This is a genomic window from Cobetia sp. PS-4MA, assembly GCF_057670765.1.
On sequence record NZ_CM173107.1, the window covers coordinates 3,727,708 to 3,743,842 of the forward strand.

Sequence of the window (16,135 nt, forward strand, 5' to 3'; positions counted from 1 at the left end):
CATCATATGCCATATAACGCAACACAAGGCATTTCCCCCTTCAGCACTCATCGACAGCGGACTCCGGCATGGACAATCGTCAACTCAAGCAATTCCTGACCCTCGCCGAAACGCTGCATTTCGGACGCGCCAGCACTGCCCTGCACCTGAGCGCCTCTGCCCTGTCACGTGCCATTCGCGCCATGGAAGAGGAACTGGGCGTCAGCCTGTTCGAGCGCGACAACCGCAGCGTCGCACTGACACCGGCGGGAGAGCGCTTCCGTCGTCATGCTCGCGAACTCCTGAGTCAGTGGGATGACATTCGTCAGTCATTGCTGGAAGACAGCGACGAACTGCGTGGCGAGCTATCCCTGTACTGCTCGGTGACCGCCAGCTACAGCTTCCTGTATGAGATTCTCGCCTCCTTCCGGGCCCGCCATCCGCATGTGGAGCTCAAACTGCATACCGGTGACCCCGCCGTGGCATTGGAGCGCGTGCTGATGGGCCACGAGGATCTGGCGATCGCCGCACGCCCGGACGTGCTGCCCTCGCGCCTGGCCTTCACCGACTTCGCCGAGTCGCCGCTGCGCTTCATTGCCCCGCGTCGTGATGGCCCCGGCCATCAGCTGGAAGGCATCGGCGGGGCAGACGATTCGGCGGCGGGCGACGACCACATCGACTGGGCGCGCGTCCCGATGATCCTCTCCGAGACCGGCCTGGCGCGCGAGCGCTTCGATGCCTGGTGCCACACTCGTGGCATCAAGCCGCGCCTGTATGCCCAGGTCGCCGGCAACGAGGCCATCGTCAGCATGGTCGGATTGGGCTTCGGGATCGGCGTGGTGCCGCAGATCGTGCTCGACAACTCCCCGCTGGCCGATCAGGTGCGCATCCTCGATGTCGATCCGCCGCTGACCCCCTACAAGGTCGGGCTGTGCGTACAGGAGAAACGTCTTCGACATCCACTGGTACGCGCACTCTGGGAACAGCTGCCCGGTACCCCGCGACGGCCAGAGGAGTGATGACGCAGTGACCCTGCGCCACGGAACATTGCGCTACATGGCCCGCCCCACGCCACAACGAAAACGGCGCCCCGAGGGGCGCCGTTCTTGTATCGCGTTTCCACAATCACCGTCTTACAGGCTCAACACCTTCTCACCGCGGGCGATGCCGGAGACACCGGTACGAGCCACTTCCAGCACCCCTACCGGCTGCATCGCCGCCAGGAAGGCATCCAGCTTGCCACCGTCACCGGTGATCTGGATGGTGTAGAGGCTCGGCGTGATGTCGACGATCTGGGCACGGAAGATGTCCGCCGTGCGCTTGATCTCGTCACGCTGGGCGCCCAACGCCTTGACCTTGACCAGCATCAGCTCGCGCTCGATGTGGCTGCCCTCGGTGAGATCCACCAGCTTGACCACATCCACCAGCTTGTTGAGGTGCTTGGTGATCTGCTCGATGACGCGATCTTCGCCGACCGTGGTGACGGTCAGACGTGACAGGGTCGCGTCCTCGGTCGGGGCCACGTTGAGGGTCTCGATGTTGAAATTGCGCTGTGAAAACAGGCCGACGACCCGTGACAGCGCGCCCGGTTCGTTTTCCATCAGAATGGAGATGATATGGCGCATCAGGTCCGCTCCGTCTTCGTAAGCAGCATGTCACGCATGGAGCCGAGAGGCACCTGCATCGGATAGACGTGTTCACGCGGGTCGACATAGATGTCGAGGAACACCAGCTCGTCCTTGTTGCGGAAGGCTTCTTCCAGCGCAGGTTCGAGCTCCTCCACCGTGTGCACCTTGATGGCACGGAAGCCATAGGCGCCCGCCAGCTGCACGAAGTCAGGCAGCGACTCCATATAGGAATGCGAGTGACGGGACTTGTAGTTCAGGTCCTGCCACTGACGCACCATGCCCAGCGACTGGTTGTTGAGGTTGATGATCTTGACCCCGATCCCGTACTGCTTACAGGTCGAGAACTCCTGCATCATCATCTGGAAGCTGCCTTCCCCGGTGAACAGCACCACATCGTCATCCGGGTAGGACATCTTGATGCCCATGGCCGCCGGGAAGCCGAAGCCCATGGTGCCCAGACCACCGGAGGTGATCCAGCGGTTGGGGCGCTGGAACTTGTAGTACTGGGCGGCGAACATCTGGTGCTGACCGACATCGGTGGCGACGAAGGCTTCGCCACGCGTCGCACGGTGCACGGCTTCCACCACCTGCTGCGGCTTGAGCGGCTCGCCCGGGGCGGACGGCTCATACAGCTTGCCTTCACGCTCGGCACGCCAGCCATCGATCTGGGACCACCAGGCCTCCAGTGCATCAGGGTTGGCCAGCTCACGCCCCTGCACGAGGCTGATCATCTCGTTGATCACGGCATCGGCCGGACCGACGATCGGTACATCGGCGCGCACGGTCTTGGAGACTGAACTCGGGTCGATGTCGACGTGGATGATCTTGGCCGTCGGGCAGAACTTCGAGGTGTTGTTGGTCACGCGATCATCGAAGCGCGCACCGATGCAGATGATCAGATCGGTGTGGTGCATGGCATTGTTCGACTCATAGGAGCCGTGCATGCCGGGCCAGCCCAGACACTGGCGATCGCCCTGCGGATAGGCACCGATGCCCATCAACGAGGTGGTGATCGGGAAGTTCAGACGGCGCACCAGGTCGGTCAGCGCTTCGCTGGCACGACCGGAGACCACGCCACCGCCGGTGAAGAACAGCGGGCGGCGGGCCTTGAGCATCAGCTCGACGGCCTTCTTGATCTGGCCGCTGTGGCCACGGGTGACCGGGCTGTAGGAGCGCATGCGTACCTTCTTGGGGTAGCTGTACTCGTAACGCTCGGTCGGGGCGGTCATGTCCTTCGGGATATCGATGACGACCGGCCCCGGGCGTCCGCTGGAGGCCAGATAGAAGGCCTTCTTGATGACTTCCGGAATCTCGCTCGGGTGCTTGATCGAGAAGCTGTGCTTCACGATCGGGCGAGTCACACCGACGATGTCGGTTTCCTGGAAGGCGTCTTCACCGATCAGGTGACTGGCGACCTGGCCACACAGCACGACCATGGGAATCGAGTCCATGTAGGCCGTGGCGATACCGGTCACGGCATTGGTCGCGCCGGGGCCTGAGGTGACCAGCACGACTCCGGGCTTGCCGGAAGCGCGTGCGTAGCCATCGGCTGCGTGGGTAGCAGCCTGTTCGTGGCGGACCAGAATGTGCTGGACCTTGTCCTGACGGAACAGGGCGTCATAGATGTGCAGCGCCGCTCCACCGGGATAGCCGTATATATACTCCACGCCCTCGTCATGCAGCGCGCGGGCGATCATGTCAGCGCCGGAAAGCAATTCCACTTGGTTGTTCTCCCCTGGAGGTCTCGAGTGCGTCCGGCAGCAATACGCAAGCCGGATCGAGTGCGACCTGAATGTCGCTACCGCAACAGTTGCGGCACCTGATGCCAAACCCTGGCGTCTGCGGCCCGGTTAGGGCCTGCACTCTTGTCGCATCGGTTGGATGCGGTCGGGGCTGATGGCCGATCGGTACGGTTGGCGTACCCTGATCGGCATATCCTTCGACAGGCGGACAGCGACTCAGCGTCTGTCCTTCACGTGGCGCTTCGAGGGTCGCCCGAATGGCCACGCCCGCAATCAGGAATGGTCAAGAGTCCAACAGCCGCAAGGGGCTGTCAACTCAACCTTACGCCAGTGTGCGCCGCCTACGCCAAATGCCACACCGATAACGGGAAATACGGCCATATGCGTGCGTAAAACCTCACAGATGGCATTTAATTCGCAATTTTCTGCCTCGTGATTTTCAGCATCCCTGCCACCGGGTTGTCATTTTGCGCCCAGACGACAGACACGAAAACGCCCCACCGCAAGCGGAAGACAGACTTCCGTCACGGTGGGGCGTCACTCACGGGCGCGCGATTCAGCGCGTGAAGGTCAGCTCTCCGCCCTCTTCGCCGACCTGGATCACGTCACCGGGCACGAATTCACCGCCCAGCAGCGCCTGGGCCAGCGGGTTCTCGATACGGCTCTGGATGGCGCGCTTGAGCGGACGCGCACCGTAGACCGGATCGAAGCCTGCCTTGGCCAGCAGCGCCATCGCGGCATCGGTGATCTCGAAGCCGAGATCACGTTCGGCCAGCCGCGCCTTGAGCCGCTCGAGCTGAATGCCGGCGATGGAGGCGATCTGCGCCTGCCCCAACGCGTGGAAGACCACCACTTCATCGATGCGGTTGATCAGCTCCGGCCGGAAGTGATTGCCCACGACTTCCATCACCGCCGTCTTCATGTCGTCGTACTGGAAGGCCGCCTTGCGATCGACACTCTCTTGCGTGTCTTCCTCGTCCGCCAGCTCGCCATTGAGACCGCTCATGCGCTGGATCATCTCGGACCCCAGATTCGAGGTCATCACGATCACGGTATTGCGGAAGTCGACGGTACGCCCCTGCCCATCGGTCAGGCGGCCATCTTCCAATACCTGCAGCAGGATGTTGAAGACATCCGGATGCGCCTTCTCGACCTCGTCGAGCAGCAGCACGGAGTACGGCTTGCGACGCACGGCCTCGGTCAGATAGCCACCCTCTTCATAACCGACGTAACCGGGAGGTGCGCCGATCAGGCGGGCCACGGAGTGCTTCTCCATGAACTCGGACATGTCGATGCGCACCATCGCCTCTTCGGTATCGAACAGGAAGCTGGCCAGCGACTTGCAAAGCTCCGTCTTGCCGACCCCGGTCGGGCCGAGGAACAGGAAGGAGCCATTGGGGCGATTCGGGTCCGACAGCCCGGCGCGTGAGCGACGCACCGCATTGGCCACCGCGATCACCGCCTCGTCCTGACCGATCACCTTCTCGTGCAGCGCCTCTTCCATGCGCAGCAGCTTGTCGCGCTCGCCTTCGAGCATCTTGGAGACCGGAATGCCGGTCCAGCGCGAGACGACCTCGGCAATCTCCTCCTCGGTGACATTGGAGCGCAGCAGCACGTGGGCGGAGGTATCCGCCTCGCCTTCGCCGGCTTCGCTGATCTGCTTCTCGAGCCCCGGAATCACGCCGTACTGCAGTTCCGACATGCGGCTGAGGTCGCCGGCACGCCGCGCCTGTTCCAGATCGATGCGCGCCTGTTCCAGTTCGGCCTTGAACTGCGCTGCCCCCTGGATACTGGCCTTCTCGGCCTTCCAGACCTCATCGAGATCGGCATATTCGCGTTCCAGCTCCGCGATCTGGTCCTCAAGCGCGCCGAGACGCTTGAGTGCCGCTTCGTCGGTCTCCTTCTTGAGCGCTTCACGCTCCATCTTGAGCTGGATCAGACGGCGGTCGAGACGGTCCATCTCTTCCGGCTTGGAGTCCAGCTCCATGCGGATGCGTGACGCGGCTTCATCGATCAGGTCGATCGCCTTGTCCGGCAGCTGACGGTCCGTGATGTAGCGCGATGAGAGGCGCGCGGCCGCAATGATCGCACTGTCAGTGATATCCACCCCATGGTGCACCTCGTAGCGTTCCTTCAAGCCACGCAGGATGGCGATGGTGTCCTCCTCGCTGGGCTGATCCACCTGCACCTTCTGGAAACGACGCTCCAGCGCGGCATCCTTCTCGATGTACTGGCGATACTCGTCAAGCGTGGTGGCACCGACACAGTGCAGCTCGCCACGCGCCAGCGCCGGCTTGAGCATGTTGCCGGCATCCATCGCGCCCTCGGCCTTGCCCGCGCCGACCATGGTGTGCAGCTCATCGATGAACAGGATGACCTGGCCTTCTTCCTGCGACAGCTCCTTGAGGACGGACTTGAGGCGCTCCTCGAACTCACCGCGGAACTTGGCCCCCGCCAGCAGCGAGCCCATGTCGAGAGACAGCACACGCTTGTTCTTGAGGCCTTCCGGCACCTCGCCATTGACGATACGGCTGGCCAGCCCCTCGACGATGGCGGTCTTGCCGACACCGGGCTCACCGATCAACACCGGGTTGTTCTTGGTGCGACGCTGAAGGACCTGAATCGTGCGACGAATCTCCTCGTCACGCCCGATCACCGGGTCGAGCTTGCCGTCGCGCGCACGCTGGGTGAGGTCCATCGTGTACTTGTTGAGTGCCTCGCGATTGTTCTCGGCGTCGGCATCTCCCACCGCCTCGCCACCGCGCAGTGCATCGATGGCGGAGGTCAGGGCGGGCTTCTTGATGCCCGAGGAGGTGAACAACTTGCCGAGATCACCGCCCAGCTCCAGCGCGGCCAGCAGCGCGAGCTCGGAAGCGATGTATTGATCGCCGCGTTTCTGGGCTTCGCGGTCGGCCAGATTCAGAAGCTTGCCGAGCGCCTGGGAAGGCGCGACATTGCCGTCGAACTGGGACACGGTGGGCAGGTCATCCAGTTGACGCTTGAGCCCGCTCATCAAGCTGGTGGCATCACCGCCCGCCTTGTTGACCAACGCCTTGAGACCGCCATCGCGGTCCTCCAGCAGGGCCAGCAGCAGGTGCTGGGGATGGATTTCATTGTGGCCTCGCCCGACGGCGAGCGACTGGGCATCCGCAAGCGCGTTCTGCAGCTTGCTGGTGAGTTTGTCGATGCGCATGGTGCCTTCTCCTGAGAGTCATGGCGGTACTCCTCTTCTCAGGAGCTTCGCCTGTAACATTTCGTATCTAACCCTAGAGATGGGGGGCTGGGGGGTCGCTTTCAAGGCGTGATTTGCGGCAACGCAGCATGTTGTCCGCGAAGCATGATCCAGATCAGGTTCCCCTGCAGCAGGTTGGCCTTCAGCGCCTGAAGATGTCGCCAGGGGCTTCCGCTCGACACGGAAAAGCGCCCCGCCAACCTGAGCGATCAGGTCAACGGGGCGCTTTCGTCTTTCGGCTTGCCGAGCGTCGGTGCATCGCGGCGGCCAGGTCTCCATTTCACGCTATCAGCGTAACCAGATCACCGTGGCCATTCGCCCCGTCACGCCATCATCACGGCGATGGGAGTAGAAGCGCGATTCCGAGGCAGTGCAGAAGTGACCGCCACTGACATGACCGACCCCCGCACGCTCCAGCCGCAGGCGAGCCAGCTTGTAGAGGTCGCCCATGTAGTGGCCCAGCCGATAGGGGCTGGATTCGAAGGCGTCGTCGGCCTCGGGGAGATCCGCGATAAAGGCGTCACGCACCTCGGGGCCGACCTCGAACTGGGCATTGGAGATCGCCGGGCCCAGCCAGGCCATCAGCTCGCCCGGGTCATCTCCAAGACGAGCGACAGTGGCTTCCAGCACACCTTCCACCAGGCCACGCCAGCCCGCATGCGCCACCCCGACCCGCGTCCCCTGACGATCACAGAACAGCACCGGCAGGCAGTCCGCCGTCATCACCACGCAGGCCTGCCCCGTACCGGTACTGATGCAGGCGTCAGCACGTGGTGGCACCGCCTCATGGCGCTCATCGGCGTGACAGACGTCAAAGGCATCCACCACCTGAGTCCCATGCACCTGATCCAGCCACGCCAGTGGACGACCATCATCGACCTCCGCCGCGAGCAGATCACGCACCCGCGCGACCATCGCCGGATCATCCCCGACATGCCGCGCCGGATTGAAGCCAGCGTATGGCCCCTGACTCGGGCCACTCTCACGCGTGGTCACGAAGGCCTGCACCGGACTGGGTGCTGGCCAGTCCGGCAGAATCAGGGTCGGGCGTAGACTGTCGTCGTGCATAACCTCTCCTGGCGCGATGGGATACGCGAACCGAGCCCCTCAGCGGGCGATGTCTTCCTTGAGATAGTCGATCAAGACCAGCATGTCACCCGGCATCTCGGCGCGGAATTCGACTTCCTTGCCCGTGATCGGGTGGATGAAGGCGAGGCGACGGGCATGCAGCGCCTGACGCGGGAACTGACGCAGCAGCTCCTTGAGCGGGTCACTGGCCCCCGGCGGAAGCTTCAGACGGCCTCCGTAGACCGGGTCCCCGATCAGCGGATAGCGCTGGTGCGCCATGTGCACACGGATCTGGTGGGTACGCCCGGTTTCCAGCTTGCAGCGGATATGGGTATGACCCCGGAAGCGCTCCACCACGCGAAAATGCGTGATCGCCATCTTGCCGCTATGGGTCACGGCCTGACGCTTGCGATCCTTGGGGTGACGCCCGATGGGCGCATCCACGGTACCGCCCGCCGTCAGCACACCGGTCACGACGGCATCGTACTCGCGAGACACGGTACGCGCCTGCAGCTGCTCGACCAGGTCCGCCTGGGCGGTCAGCGACTTGGCGACCACCATCAGGCCACTGGTGTCCTTGTCGAGACGATGCACGATACCGGCACGCGGCAGCATGGCATTGCCCGGACAATGGTGCAGGATGGCATTGAGCAGCGTGCCATCCGGATTGCCGGCCCCCGGGTGCACGACCATGCCGTGCTCCTTGTTGATGACCAGCACGTCGTCATCCTCGAAGACGATCTCGAGCTCGATGTCCTCGGGGCCATGACTGACTTCTTCTTCAAGCTCGGCGGTCAGGGCCAGACGTTCACCGCCATAGACCTTCTCGCGGGGTTTGACAGCGGCACCGTCGAGGGTCAAGGCACCGGTCTTGATCCAGTGCTTGAGGCGCTCGCGGGAATAGTCGGAGAAGATCTCGGCGCAGGCCTGATCAAGGCGCATGCCAATCATCGCCTCCGGGATCCGCTCTTCGCGGTTGATGGTGTCTGCCATATTGCTCTCTGAGGCCGTTTCGCAGGAAAGGGCCTTTGCTTTATAGTGAGTGCGGATCGGCGGATTCTAGCATGCCCGCCATGGATTGCCCGAGATGAGGAAACCGATGCGCGCCCTTCCCTTGACTGCCTTCGCCCTGGCCAGCACCTTGCTGGTCGGCTGTGCGTCCAACGAGCCGGCACCGGATCTTCAGGAGCAGGAGCTGTACCGTCAGGCTCAGGTTTCCCTGGATACCAGCCGCTTCAACTCCGCCGTGCAGCAACTTGAAGCACTGGATACTCGCTTCCCGTTCGGCAGCTATGCCGAACAGTCGCAGCTGGAGCTGATCTACGCCTACTACCAGGTGGACAACTGGGAAGCCGCACGCGCGGCGGCCAGCCGCTTCATTCGGCTGCACCCGGACCACCCGCAGGTCGATTATGCCTACTACATGCGTGGACTGGCAGCCTATAGTGCAGGGCGCTTCAGCCTGGAATCGCTGGACCTGATCGACATCTCCAAGCGGGATCTCGGTGCGACGCGGGACGCCTACGTCGACTTCGGCGAACTGGTGCGCCGCTTCCCCAACAGCACCTACGCCGCAGATTCGCGTCAGCGCATCATCTATCTGCGCAACGTACTCGCGCGTGGCGAGCTGCAGACAGCGGATTTCTATCTGCGCAAGCAGGCCTATCTGGCCGCCGTGAAGCGTGGCGAGTGGGTGATCGAGCACTACCCTAACACTCCTGCCACTCGCGATGCGCTGGCCGTGATGGTCGAAGGCTATCTGGGCCTCGGTCTGCGCGACCGCGCCAGCGAGACGCTCAAGGTGCTGATCCAGAATGATCCGGACAACAAGCGTCTGGATGGCCGTACCTTCGAGCCGCGCTACGTGAAGGCGGATGACCTGACCGTCTGACGATCAGGCTTCCCGCCTCACCATCGAAAAGCCCGTGATCACCGATCACGGGCTTTTTTCGTGCTGTCAGCATGGCCAGAATCGTCGGACTCAGGCGCTTTCAGCGGCTTGCGCAAAGAATCCGCAATCCCTGACACCGGACATGAGTTGCCTCAGTCGCCGGCCGCCCAGCCATTGACGATCGGGTAGCGACGGTCACGCCCGAAGCCACGCGGCGTGACACGCACGCCCACCGGTGCCTGACGGCGCTTGTACTCACAGCGGTCGACGAGACGCACCACACGATAGACATCCTCTTCCTCGAAACCGGCACGGATGATCGCCTCGGCACTCATGTCACCCTCGATGTAATGGGTGAGAATCGCATCCAGGGTGTCGTAGTCCGGCAGCGAGTCGCTGTCGAGCTGGTCTTCGGCGAGCTCCGCGGACGGCGGACGCGTGATGACACGCTCCGGAATCGCCGGGCCCATGGTGTTGCGCCAGTTGGCGAGACGGAATACCCAGGTCTTGTAGACGTCCTTGAGCGCATTGTAGCCACCGACCATGTCGCCATAGAGCGTGGCGTAACCCACCGCCATCTCGCTCTTGTTGCCAGTGGTCAGCACCATCAGGCCCTTCTTGTTGGAGATGGCCATCAGCAGCACGCCACGACAGCGTGACTGCAGGTTCTCCTCGGTGGTGTCGCGCTCACTGCCGGCAAAGCTCTCCGCCAGTGTCTCGGTGAAGGCTTCGACCATCGGCGCGATGGGCATCACCTCGTAATTCACGCCCAGCAGTGTCGCCTGCTCGGCAGCGTCTTCCCTGGAGATGTCCGCGGTGTAGTGGTACGGCATCATCACCGCATGCACGCGGTCCGCGCCCAGCGCATCGACGGCAATCGCCAGCGACAGGCCGGAGTCGATGCCACCAGAGAGACCCAGCACCACGCCCTTGAAGCCGCTCTTGTTGACGTAGTCACGCAGGCCGGTGACCAGTGCACAGTAGAGCGACTCTTCCGGTGACAGCAGCTCGGCGATCTCGCCGCTCTGCGGCGCCCAGCTACCGCCTTCCTCCTTGAGGAACTGCACCGGCATCAGGCCGACATCCCACCAGGGTGCCTGCACGCAGGTATTGCCCTCGGCATCGATGGCGGCGGAGCCACCATCGAAGACCAGCTCGTCCTGGCCACCGATCTGATTGACGTAGACCAGTGGACACTTCACTTCGGCCGCCCGCTGAGCGAACAGATGATTGCGCTCGGCCGGCTTCTCCAGATGATAGGGCGAGGCATTGAGGCTGACGAGAATGTCCGCGCCGGCATCCCGTGCCTGACGAACGGGCGCGCCATCCCACAGGTCTTCACAGATCACGATACCCAGACGGGCGCCGCGGCATTCCACCACGCAGGCCTCGGAGCCCGGCGTGAAGTAACGCTGCTCATCGAAGACCTGATAGTTGGGCAGTGCCTGCTTTGCGTACTCGGCGATCCACTCGCCATCCTTGAGCACGCCGGCCAGGTTGTAGCGCTTGCCGTCACGCATGCCGGGGTAGCCGACGATGACCATCACGCCACGCGCGACCTTGCTGGCCATCCGCGCGCGCGCCTCGTCGAGTCGTGCCTCCATGGATTCGCGCAGCAACAGGTCTTCCGGCGGGTAGCCGGTCAGACACAGCTCGGGCAGCACGACGACGTCGGCCTTGTGCTCGAGACTCGCTTCACGGACGGCTTCGATGGCACGCTCGGTATTGCCGGGGATATCACCGACCAGCGGGTCGAGCTGGGCCATCACCAGAGTCAGATCTTGCATGCGGTAAGGATCTCTCGATTGGCGGTTCGATAAGGGGCCAGTACACTGTGGCCAGACATCTGGCTCAGACTGCTGAGCCGTGCACCGGCTCATCAGTCTCATGATGGCCGCCATTGTCCCGCAAGGTCGCGCCGCTGGCAAAAAGCCACGCGCGCCGCCTCATCTGGGAGTCATATAGGAATGAGCCTGTTGATCATCCGTCTGCTGGTATTCGTCGTCCTGTTCTGGGCAGGCCTGCGCCTCTATCGCATGTATCGCCAATGGAAGCTGAGCCAGGACAACCACGATGACGGCCAGCCTGCCGAGCGCGAGGCCCAGAACATGGTGCGCTGCGCCTACTGCGATCTGCATCTGCCGGAAAATGACGCCATCCGCCATGAAGCGCTGCACTTCTGCTGTCAGGAGCACCAGCAGCATTTCCTCGACGAGGGCCCACGCAAGTAACGCACTGTCTTCCCCCTCGAGACGAAGGCTCGAGGGGGAAGACGCCATGACGATGCTCAGGCCCAGCGCGTCGCGTCTGGCTGGGACGAGGCTTCCAGCGTGGCGATCTCGCCCAGCAAGGTCTCGGGCTGGTAGGGGGTGGGGTCGATGATCGGCGTACGCCCCAGCAACTGGTCCGCCAGCAGGCGGGTCGAGGCCGGCGCCAGTACCAGGCCATTGCGATAGTGACCGGCATTGACGTGCAGGTGGCGGCGTTCGGGCACGGCACCAATGAACGGCGTGCCGGTCGGCGAACCGGGACGCAGCCCCGCCCAGTGATGCTCGACCTCACACTCGGCCAGCGCCGGGATGATCTCGCAGGCGCTCTTGATCAGCGACTCACGCGCCTCAAGGGTGGTCGCCTTGTCGAAGCCGACCTCCTCCAGCGTGGAACCCGCCACGATGCGCCCATCGCCCCGCGGTATCACGTAGCGTCCATTCTTGAGTACCACGCGCTCCACCAGCCCCTTGGGTGCCTTGAACAGCACCATCTGGCCGCGTACCGGCCGCACCGGCAGCGCCAGCCCCGCCTTACTCAGAATCTCGCGACTCCAGGCGCCCCCACAGACCACGACCTGTCCGGCGGACAGCACTGAATTGGCGGTCTGCACGCCGATGGCGGTGTCGTCCTGCAGCAGAATGCCCTGCACCGCGACATTCTCGAGCAGACGTACGCGCGGGTGGGCATCGAGAGCGGCGCGCAGTGACTTGCCCAGGCGCGGATTGCGGATGCTGCCCAGCGTCGGCATCCACAGCGCCGATTCGCAACCGGGCGCGACGGCCGGTGCCTTGTCGTAAAGAAAGTCAGCCTCCACGCGCGTCAGCGGCTTGGCGTATTCCTCGGACCAGCTCAGTGCCTGCTCGGCATCCTCGACATTCAGGTACAGCAGACCCTGCTGGCGATATTCGGGGTCGATGCCGGTGGTCTCGATCAGGCGCTCGGCCAACGTGGGGTAGAAACCTTCCGACCAGGCAGACAGGCGTGAGATCGGCGCACTATAACGCCACGGATACAACGGCGAGACGATACCGCCGCCCGCCCAGGATGCCTCGCGCCCACACTGGCCCCGCTCGACCAGCGTGACCTCGGCACCGCCATCCGCCAGTTCCAGCGCAGTCAGCATGCCGATCACGCCACCGCCTACCACCACAAAGTCATTCACGCCTGTTCGCTCCTGCCTCAAGACCGGGAAAGGCTTCCAGAATACGCCGCCCGCAAGGCGGTGCAAGCGAGCCGCGCCCAATCCAGCATCGCGCCGTGGCCGCTCTCGCCACTGCTACCAGCAATCGCCATCGCCGGTCGTGTCGCGGATGCCGGTATTGGTGAGGGTCAGCGCAGGGCAATCGGTATCGGCGCTCTGAGGCGCCACCGCAGTCGCGATCAGCGTGAAGCGGGTCGTCGTGGCGCCATCCTCCAAACTCAGGGCGTAATAGCCTTCCGGCGACTCGGTGGCGCGCCCCAGCCCCTCCTCGTCACAATCGCTGTCACCGGCGATGCTGGTCGCGTAGCCACCGCAACGCGCCATGTAGCGCTCCTGAGCCTGGGCCAATGACATCAGTGCCGCCTGCCCATCGGCACGACGTGAGCGGATTACCTGATCCTGATAGCTCGGGTAGGCGATCGCCGCGAGGATGCCGACGATGACGACCACGATCATGATTTCCGTCAACGTGAAACCGCGGGCGTATCTGCGGTGAGACAGCGCATTGCGAGACAGAGCACTGCGGGACAGAGCACTGCGAGACAGGGCGCTGCGGGGCAGGCTAGCGCCTAGAGAGAGAAAGCTGGCCATGAAGATCTTCCTTGAAAGGGGGGCTTGAAGGTACTGCTGGGAAGTGAAGGCGCCGCCACACTCTGAGAGAGCGTGACGGCGTCGGGGGCATGCATCACAGATGCAATGCGATCAGCGCAGTTGATACCAGGAAACACGACCGGTATCCGTCGAGCTGGACACGTTCAGGTCGTAGGATGAGACGGTGCCTTCTACCGTTCCCAATGAGCTGCTACCCACATAGACCGTATTGCCGACACTGACGCTGGACGTCGGCGTACCGCTCAGTTTCACGCTGACGACCACATTGCCGACGGCGACGGTGTTGTCGATGATGGTGCCGACCAGATCATCGGCGCTGAAGGCCTCATCCTGATTGAAATCGAAGATGGTCACATAGCTGCCTTCACTGTCATCGTAGGTCGGCAACCCTGTCTCGGTATCCAGCGCGACCAGCCAGCCGCCCCCGGTGCTTTCACAGAAGTTGGTCCCCGTGCTGGAGGTGCTGGTAGAGAAGACCACCAGGTTGGAGAGCAGGTTGGCCGGCTCGACCAGCTCTTCCTGCTCGGAGGCATCCAGATCCAGATACCAGCCGAAGCGATCGCTGTCCTGATCTTCCAGCTGGCTGGGGTAATAGCTGAAGCTGTCGCCGCCAAGGGTCCGGCCTGTCAGCTCGCCGTTGGTGTAGCTGCCACTGACGAAAGTCCGCTCCTCGAGGTTGCTGCGCATCAAGCTGGTATGACTGCCACCAGCATCCAGCACGGTGTAGAGGCTCTGGGTGATCCAGGCCTCGTCCTCGGCATCAGCGTACATGTCCTGCCCTGTTCCGAAGGACACCAGCAGGTTGGGCGAAGACATGGTCTGCGTGCCTCCGGAGTAGCGGCTCAACGTCGGCTTGACGGTAATCGGCTGCAGCGCATCCGTCTGGCACTCCCCACCGGTCAGGCTGGTAGCACAGGCCGTGAACAGCCGCGTGACACTCCACTTGCTGCTGTCATCATCACTGAGATCGAACTTCCACAGCCGTCCCTGCAGATCCCCACCATAGGCGAAATCGACGGTACCATTGCTGTCGAGGTCCGCGACCTGCAGGTTTGCCAGTCCACCGGTCACCCCGCTGGGAGACAGCTTGGCGATCACGCCGCCGGCATTGACGCCATCAAGCTCCAGCGCGAACAACGTCGGCGCGGCTTTCTCATCGGCCGTTTCCAGACCATTGCCGACCAGCACCGCGCTGTCGCCGTTGTTCAATGTGACGATATGCGCGCTGCCGTAGACATGCCCCATGTCATCGTCGTCGCTGGCACCGAATTCCCAGCGCACCACATCATCTTCATCGAAGTCGTCACCGGCCACGGCCTTGGTGACATTGAGCGCGAACAGGCCGCGCCCACCGCCGGCAAGACCGGATACCAGCCATTCCTCTCCATCCAGGCTGGCCAGCCGTACCTCGCCATCGACATAGTAGCGATGCTGATAGCCCGGGTCGGTCAGATACCCCAGCCCTGCGTCGTCCTCTTCGCTGTAGAGCAGCTCCGGAATGTAGGCGAACTGCTCGTTACCGGTCTCGAGGTCGAAGGCATGCAGCATGCCGTCGTTGGCTCCGACGAAGACACTACCCTGCGTCGTCGAGTCATCACGTGTCACGACGACAGGCGACGAGCCGATGATGTCGCCCAGCTGAACGCCTGTGCGATTGCGCAGGCCATCACCTTCGTATTCATCGCTGCCCCGTAACCACTCGATCGCGGCCTTCACATGGTCATCGGTGGAGTTGCCACCAACCTCCATGCGCGCGAGATCGTTGCGCTGGCTCGAGCTCAGGCGGCCCGCGTTGTCGGGCGTGAACTCGACTCCGTTGCCGCCGGACATGGTAAAGACCGTACGCGATTCAAGGCCATCCTCATCCTCCAATGCCTCACTCAGCTGGGTGGCAGCACTCCAGACCTGGTCGTCGTCCTCGACATCCTTGCCCTCCTGAACCGACGAAGCCACCACATCTCCCGTCCAGGTCGAGGCGGAATAGCGGCTCTCGACCAGTCGGCTGTCCGTCTCGACACTGGCCGTCGTCAGGTTGGTGGAGAGGCCGCTGACACTGTTGCCTACCGCGACGATCTCGGAGGCGATCGCCGCCAGCGCCGAGACGAGGTCCGTCGGGCTGGAGGCATTGAAGTAGGAGCCGCCGCCATCGATGGCCGCCTGTTCCAGATCATCGATGGTGCTGGAGCTGCTCTCGGTGACGCGACCCTTGTCATCCCAGTCGTTACTGGTCGACTCGACCCCGAATGCCACCGTATAGGTCGTCATTACCTGCTTTTCATAGGTCCCGCTTCCAAGCTTCGGCAAGAGATCATTATGGGCATAATAATAAGCGACATCCGCCAAGGTAGCATCGCCGCCAGATCGGCCATTACTTTGTTGCCAAGTGCGACCATCACCATTGGCATCACGAATATCTCTTTCAATTGCATTGGAGTCTGAGGAGTCTTCGGAATTCCAGAAACCATCAGTAATCAGAACAGTGAAGTTCTGCTGACACATGCCACCTTCATC

General features: G+C 62.9%; 12 protein-coding genes. 3 read left to right on the plus strand and 9 right to left on the minus strand.

What is annotated here, in order from left to right; genetic code table 11:
- The first annotated feature begins 68 nt into the window (after positions 1-68).
- Positions 69-998, plus strand: a complete 930-nt coding sequence (ilvY, locus tag AC26AR_RS15665; RefSeq protein WP_192839432.1) for an HTH-type transcriptional activator IlvY — start codon at positions 69-71, stop codon at positions 996-998.
- 114 nt (positions 999-1,112) lie between these two features.
- Here ilvY and ilvN read toward each other — a convergent pair whose 3' ends face one another.
- The 5 genes from ilvN to rluD all read right to left on the minus strand — a co-directional run bounded on the left by ilvN (position 1,113) and on the right by rluD (position 8,642).
- Positions 1,113-1,604 carry an acetolactate synthase small subunit gene (ilvN, locus tag AC26AR_RS15670; protein ID WP_043337227.1) on the minus strand — a complete coding sequence of 164 codons (492 nt, stop codon included), beginning with the start codon at positions 1,602-1,604 and terminating at the stop codon, positions 1,113-1,115.
- A complete protein-coding gene (locus AC26AR_RS15675) occupies positions 1,604-3,328 on the minus strand; it encodes an acetolactate synthase 3 large subunit (protein ID WP_136939691.1) in 1,725 nt (574 codons plus the stop codon). Before AC26AR_RS15675 ends, ilvN begins: the two co-directional genes overlap by 1 nt.
- Before the next feature lie 577 nt (positions 3,329-3,905).
- On the minus strand, positions 3,906-6,542 hold the full coding sequence (clpB, locus tag AC26AR_RS15680) for an ATP-dependent chaperone ClpB (protein WP_077373488.1): 2,637 nt from the start codon (positions 6,540-6,542) through the stop codon (positions 3,906-3,908).
- A gap of 327 nt (positions 6,543-6,869) precedes the next feature.
- Complete coding sequence (gene pgeF, locus AC26AR_RS15685) at positions 6,870-7,649, minus strand: peptidoglycan editing factor PgeF (protein ID WP_077373486.1); 780 nt, start codon at positions 7,647-7,649, stop codon at positions 6,870-6,872.
- Positions 7,650-7,688: 39 nt separating this feature from the next.
- A complete protein-coding gene (gene rluD / locus AC26AR_RS15690) occupies positions 7,689-8,642 on the minus strand; it encodes a 23S rRNA pseudouridine(1911/1915/1917) synthase RluD (protein WP_077373483.1) in 954 nt (317 codons plus the stop codon).
- Positions 8,643-8,748: 106 nt separating this feature from the next.
- Here rluD and AC26AR_RS15695 point away from each other — a divergent pair, with 106 nt between their 5' ends.
- Positions 8,749-9,540, plus strand: coding sequence for an outer membrane protein assembly factor BamD (locus AC26AR_RS15695; protein WP_103751389.1), 792 nt, complete (start codon positions 8,749-8,751; stop codon positions 9,538-9,540).
- A gap of 152 nt (positions 9,541-9,692) precedes the next feature.
- On the opposite strand, the gene AC26AR_RS15700 is transcribed toward AC26AR_RS15695, so the two are convergent.
- Positions 9,693-11,327: an NAD+ synthase gene (locus AC26AR_RS15700; RefSeq protein WP_084207770.1), complete on the minus strand. Its 1,635-nt coding sequence runs from the start codon at positions 11,325-11,327 to the stop codon at positions 9,693-9,695.
- 180 nt (positions 11,328-11,507) lie between these two features.
- On the opposite strand from AC26AR_RS15700, the gene AC26AR_RS15705 reads away from it, so the two are divergent.
- Positions 11,508-11,771: a PP0621 family protein gene (locus AC26AR_RS15705; RefSeq protein WP_077373474.1), complete on the plus strand. Its 264-nt coding sequence runs from the start codon at positions 11,508-11,510 to the stop codon at positions 11,769-11,771.
- Positions 11,772-11,827: 56 nt separating this feature from the next.
- On the opposite strand, the gene thiO is transcribed toward AC26AR_RS15705, so the two are convergent.
- The 3 genes from thiO to AC26AR_RS15720 form a co-directional block, all read right to left on the minus strand.
- Positions 11,828-12,973 carry a glycine oxidase ThiO gene (thiO, locus tag AC26AR_RS15710; protein WP_488107306.1) on the minus strand — a complete coding sequence of 382 codons (1,146 nt, stop codon included), beginning with the start codon at positions 12,971-12,973 and terminating at the stop codon, positions 11,828-11,830.
- Positions 12,974-13,087: 114 nt separating this feature from the next.
- Positions 13,088-13,603, minus strand: coding sequence for a type IV pilin protein (locus tag AC26AR_RS15715; RefSeq protein ID WP_404627212.1), 516 nt, complete (start codon positions 13,601-13,603; stop codon positions 13,088-13,090).
- Between the two features lie 111 nt (positions 13,604-13,714).
- The gene (locus AC26AR_RS15720; RefSeq protein ID WP_488107307.1) at positions 13,715-15,889 is read right to left on the minus strand and encodes a pilus assembly protein; all 2,175 of its coding nucleotides are present in this window, start codon (positions 15,887-15,889) and stop codon (positions 13,715-13,717) included.
- Positions 15,890-16,135: the final 246 nt, after the last annotated feature.

Excerpts from the sequence above, each read along its gene's own strand:
- AC26AR_RS15705 (WP_077373474.1), top strand. The coding sequence starts at position 11,508 with ATGAGCCTGTTGATCATCCGTCTGCTGGTATTCGTCGTCCTGTTCTGG.
- AC26AR_RS15700 (WP_084207770.1), bottom strand. The coding sequence starts at position 11,327 with ATGCAAGATCTGACTCTGGTGATGGCCCAGCTCGACCCGCTGGTCGGT.
- AC26AR_RS15715 (WP_404627212.1), bottom strand. The coding sequence starts at position 13,603 with ATGGCCAGCTTTCTCTCTCTAGGCGCTAGCCTGCCCCGCAGCGCCCTG.
- ilvY (WP_192839432.1), top strand. The coding sequence starts at position 69 with ATGGACAATCGTCAACTCAAGCAATTCCTGACCCTCGCCGAAACGCTG.
- pgeF (WP_077373486.1), bottom strand. The coding sequence starts at position 7,649 with ATGCACGACGACAGTCTACGCCCGACCCTGATTCTGCCGGACTGGCCA.
- rluD (WP_077373483.1), bottom strand. The coding sequence starts at position 8,642 with ATGGCAGACACCATCAACCGCGAAGAGCGGATCCCGGAGGCGATGATT.
- AC26AR_RS15720 (WP_488107307.1), bottom strand. The coding sequence starts at position 15,889 with ATGACGACCTATACGGTGGCATTCGGGGTCGAGTCGACCAGTAACGAC.
- AC26AR_RS15695 (WP_103751389.1), top strand. The coding sequence starts at position 8,749 with ATGCGCGCCCTTCCCTTGACTGCCTTCGCCCTGGCCAGCACCTTGCTG.
- clpB (WP_077373488.1), bottom strand. The coding sequence starts at position 6,542 with ATGCGCATCGACAAACTCACCAGCAAGCTGCAGAACGCGCTTGCGGAT.
- ilvN (WP_043337227.1), bottom strand. The coding sequence starts at position 1,604 with ATGCGCCATATCATCTCCATTCTGATGGAAAACGAACCGGGCGCGCTG.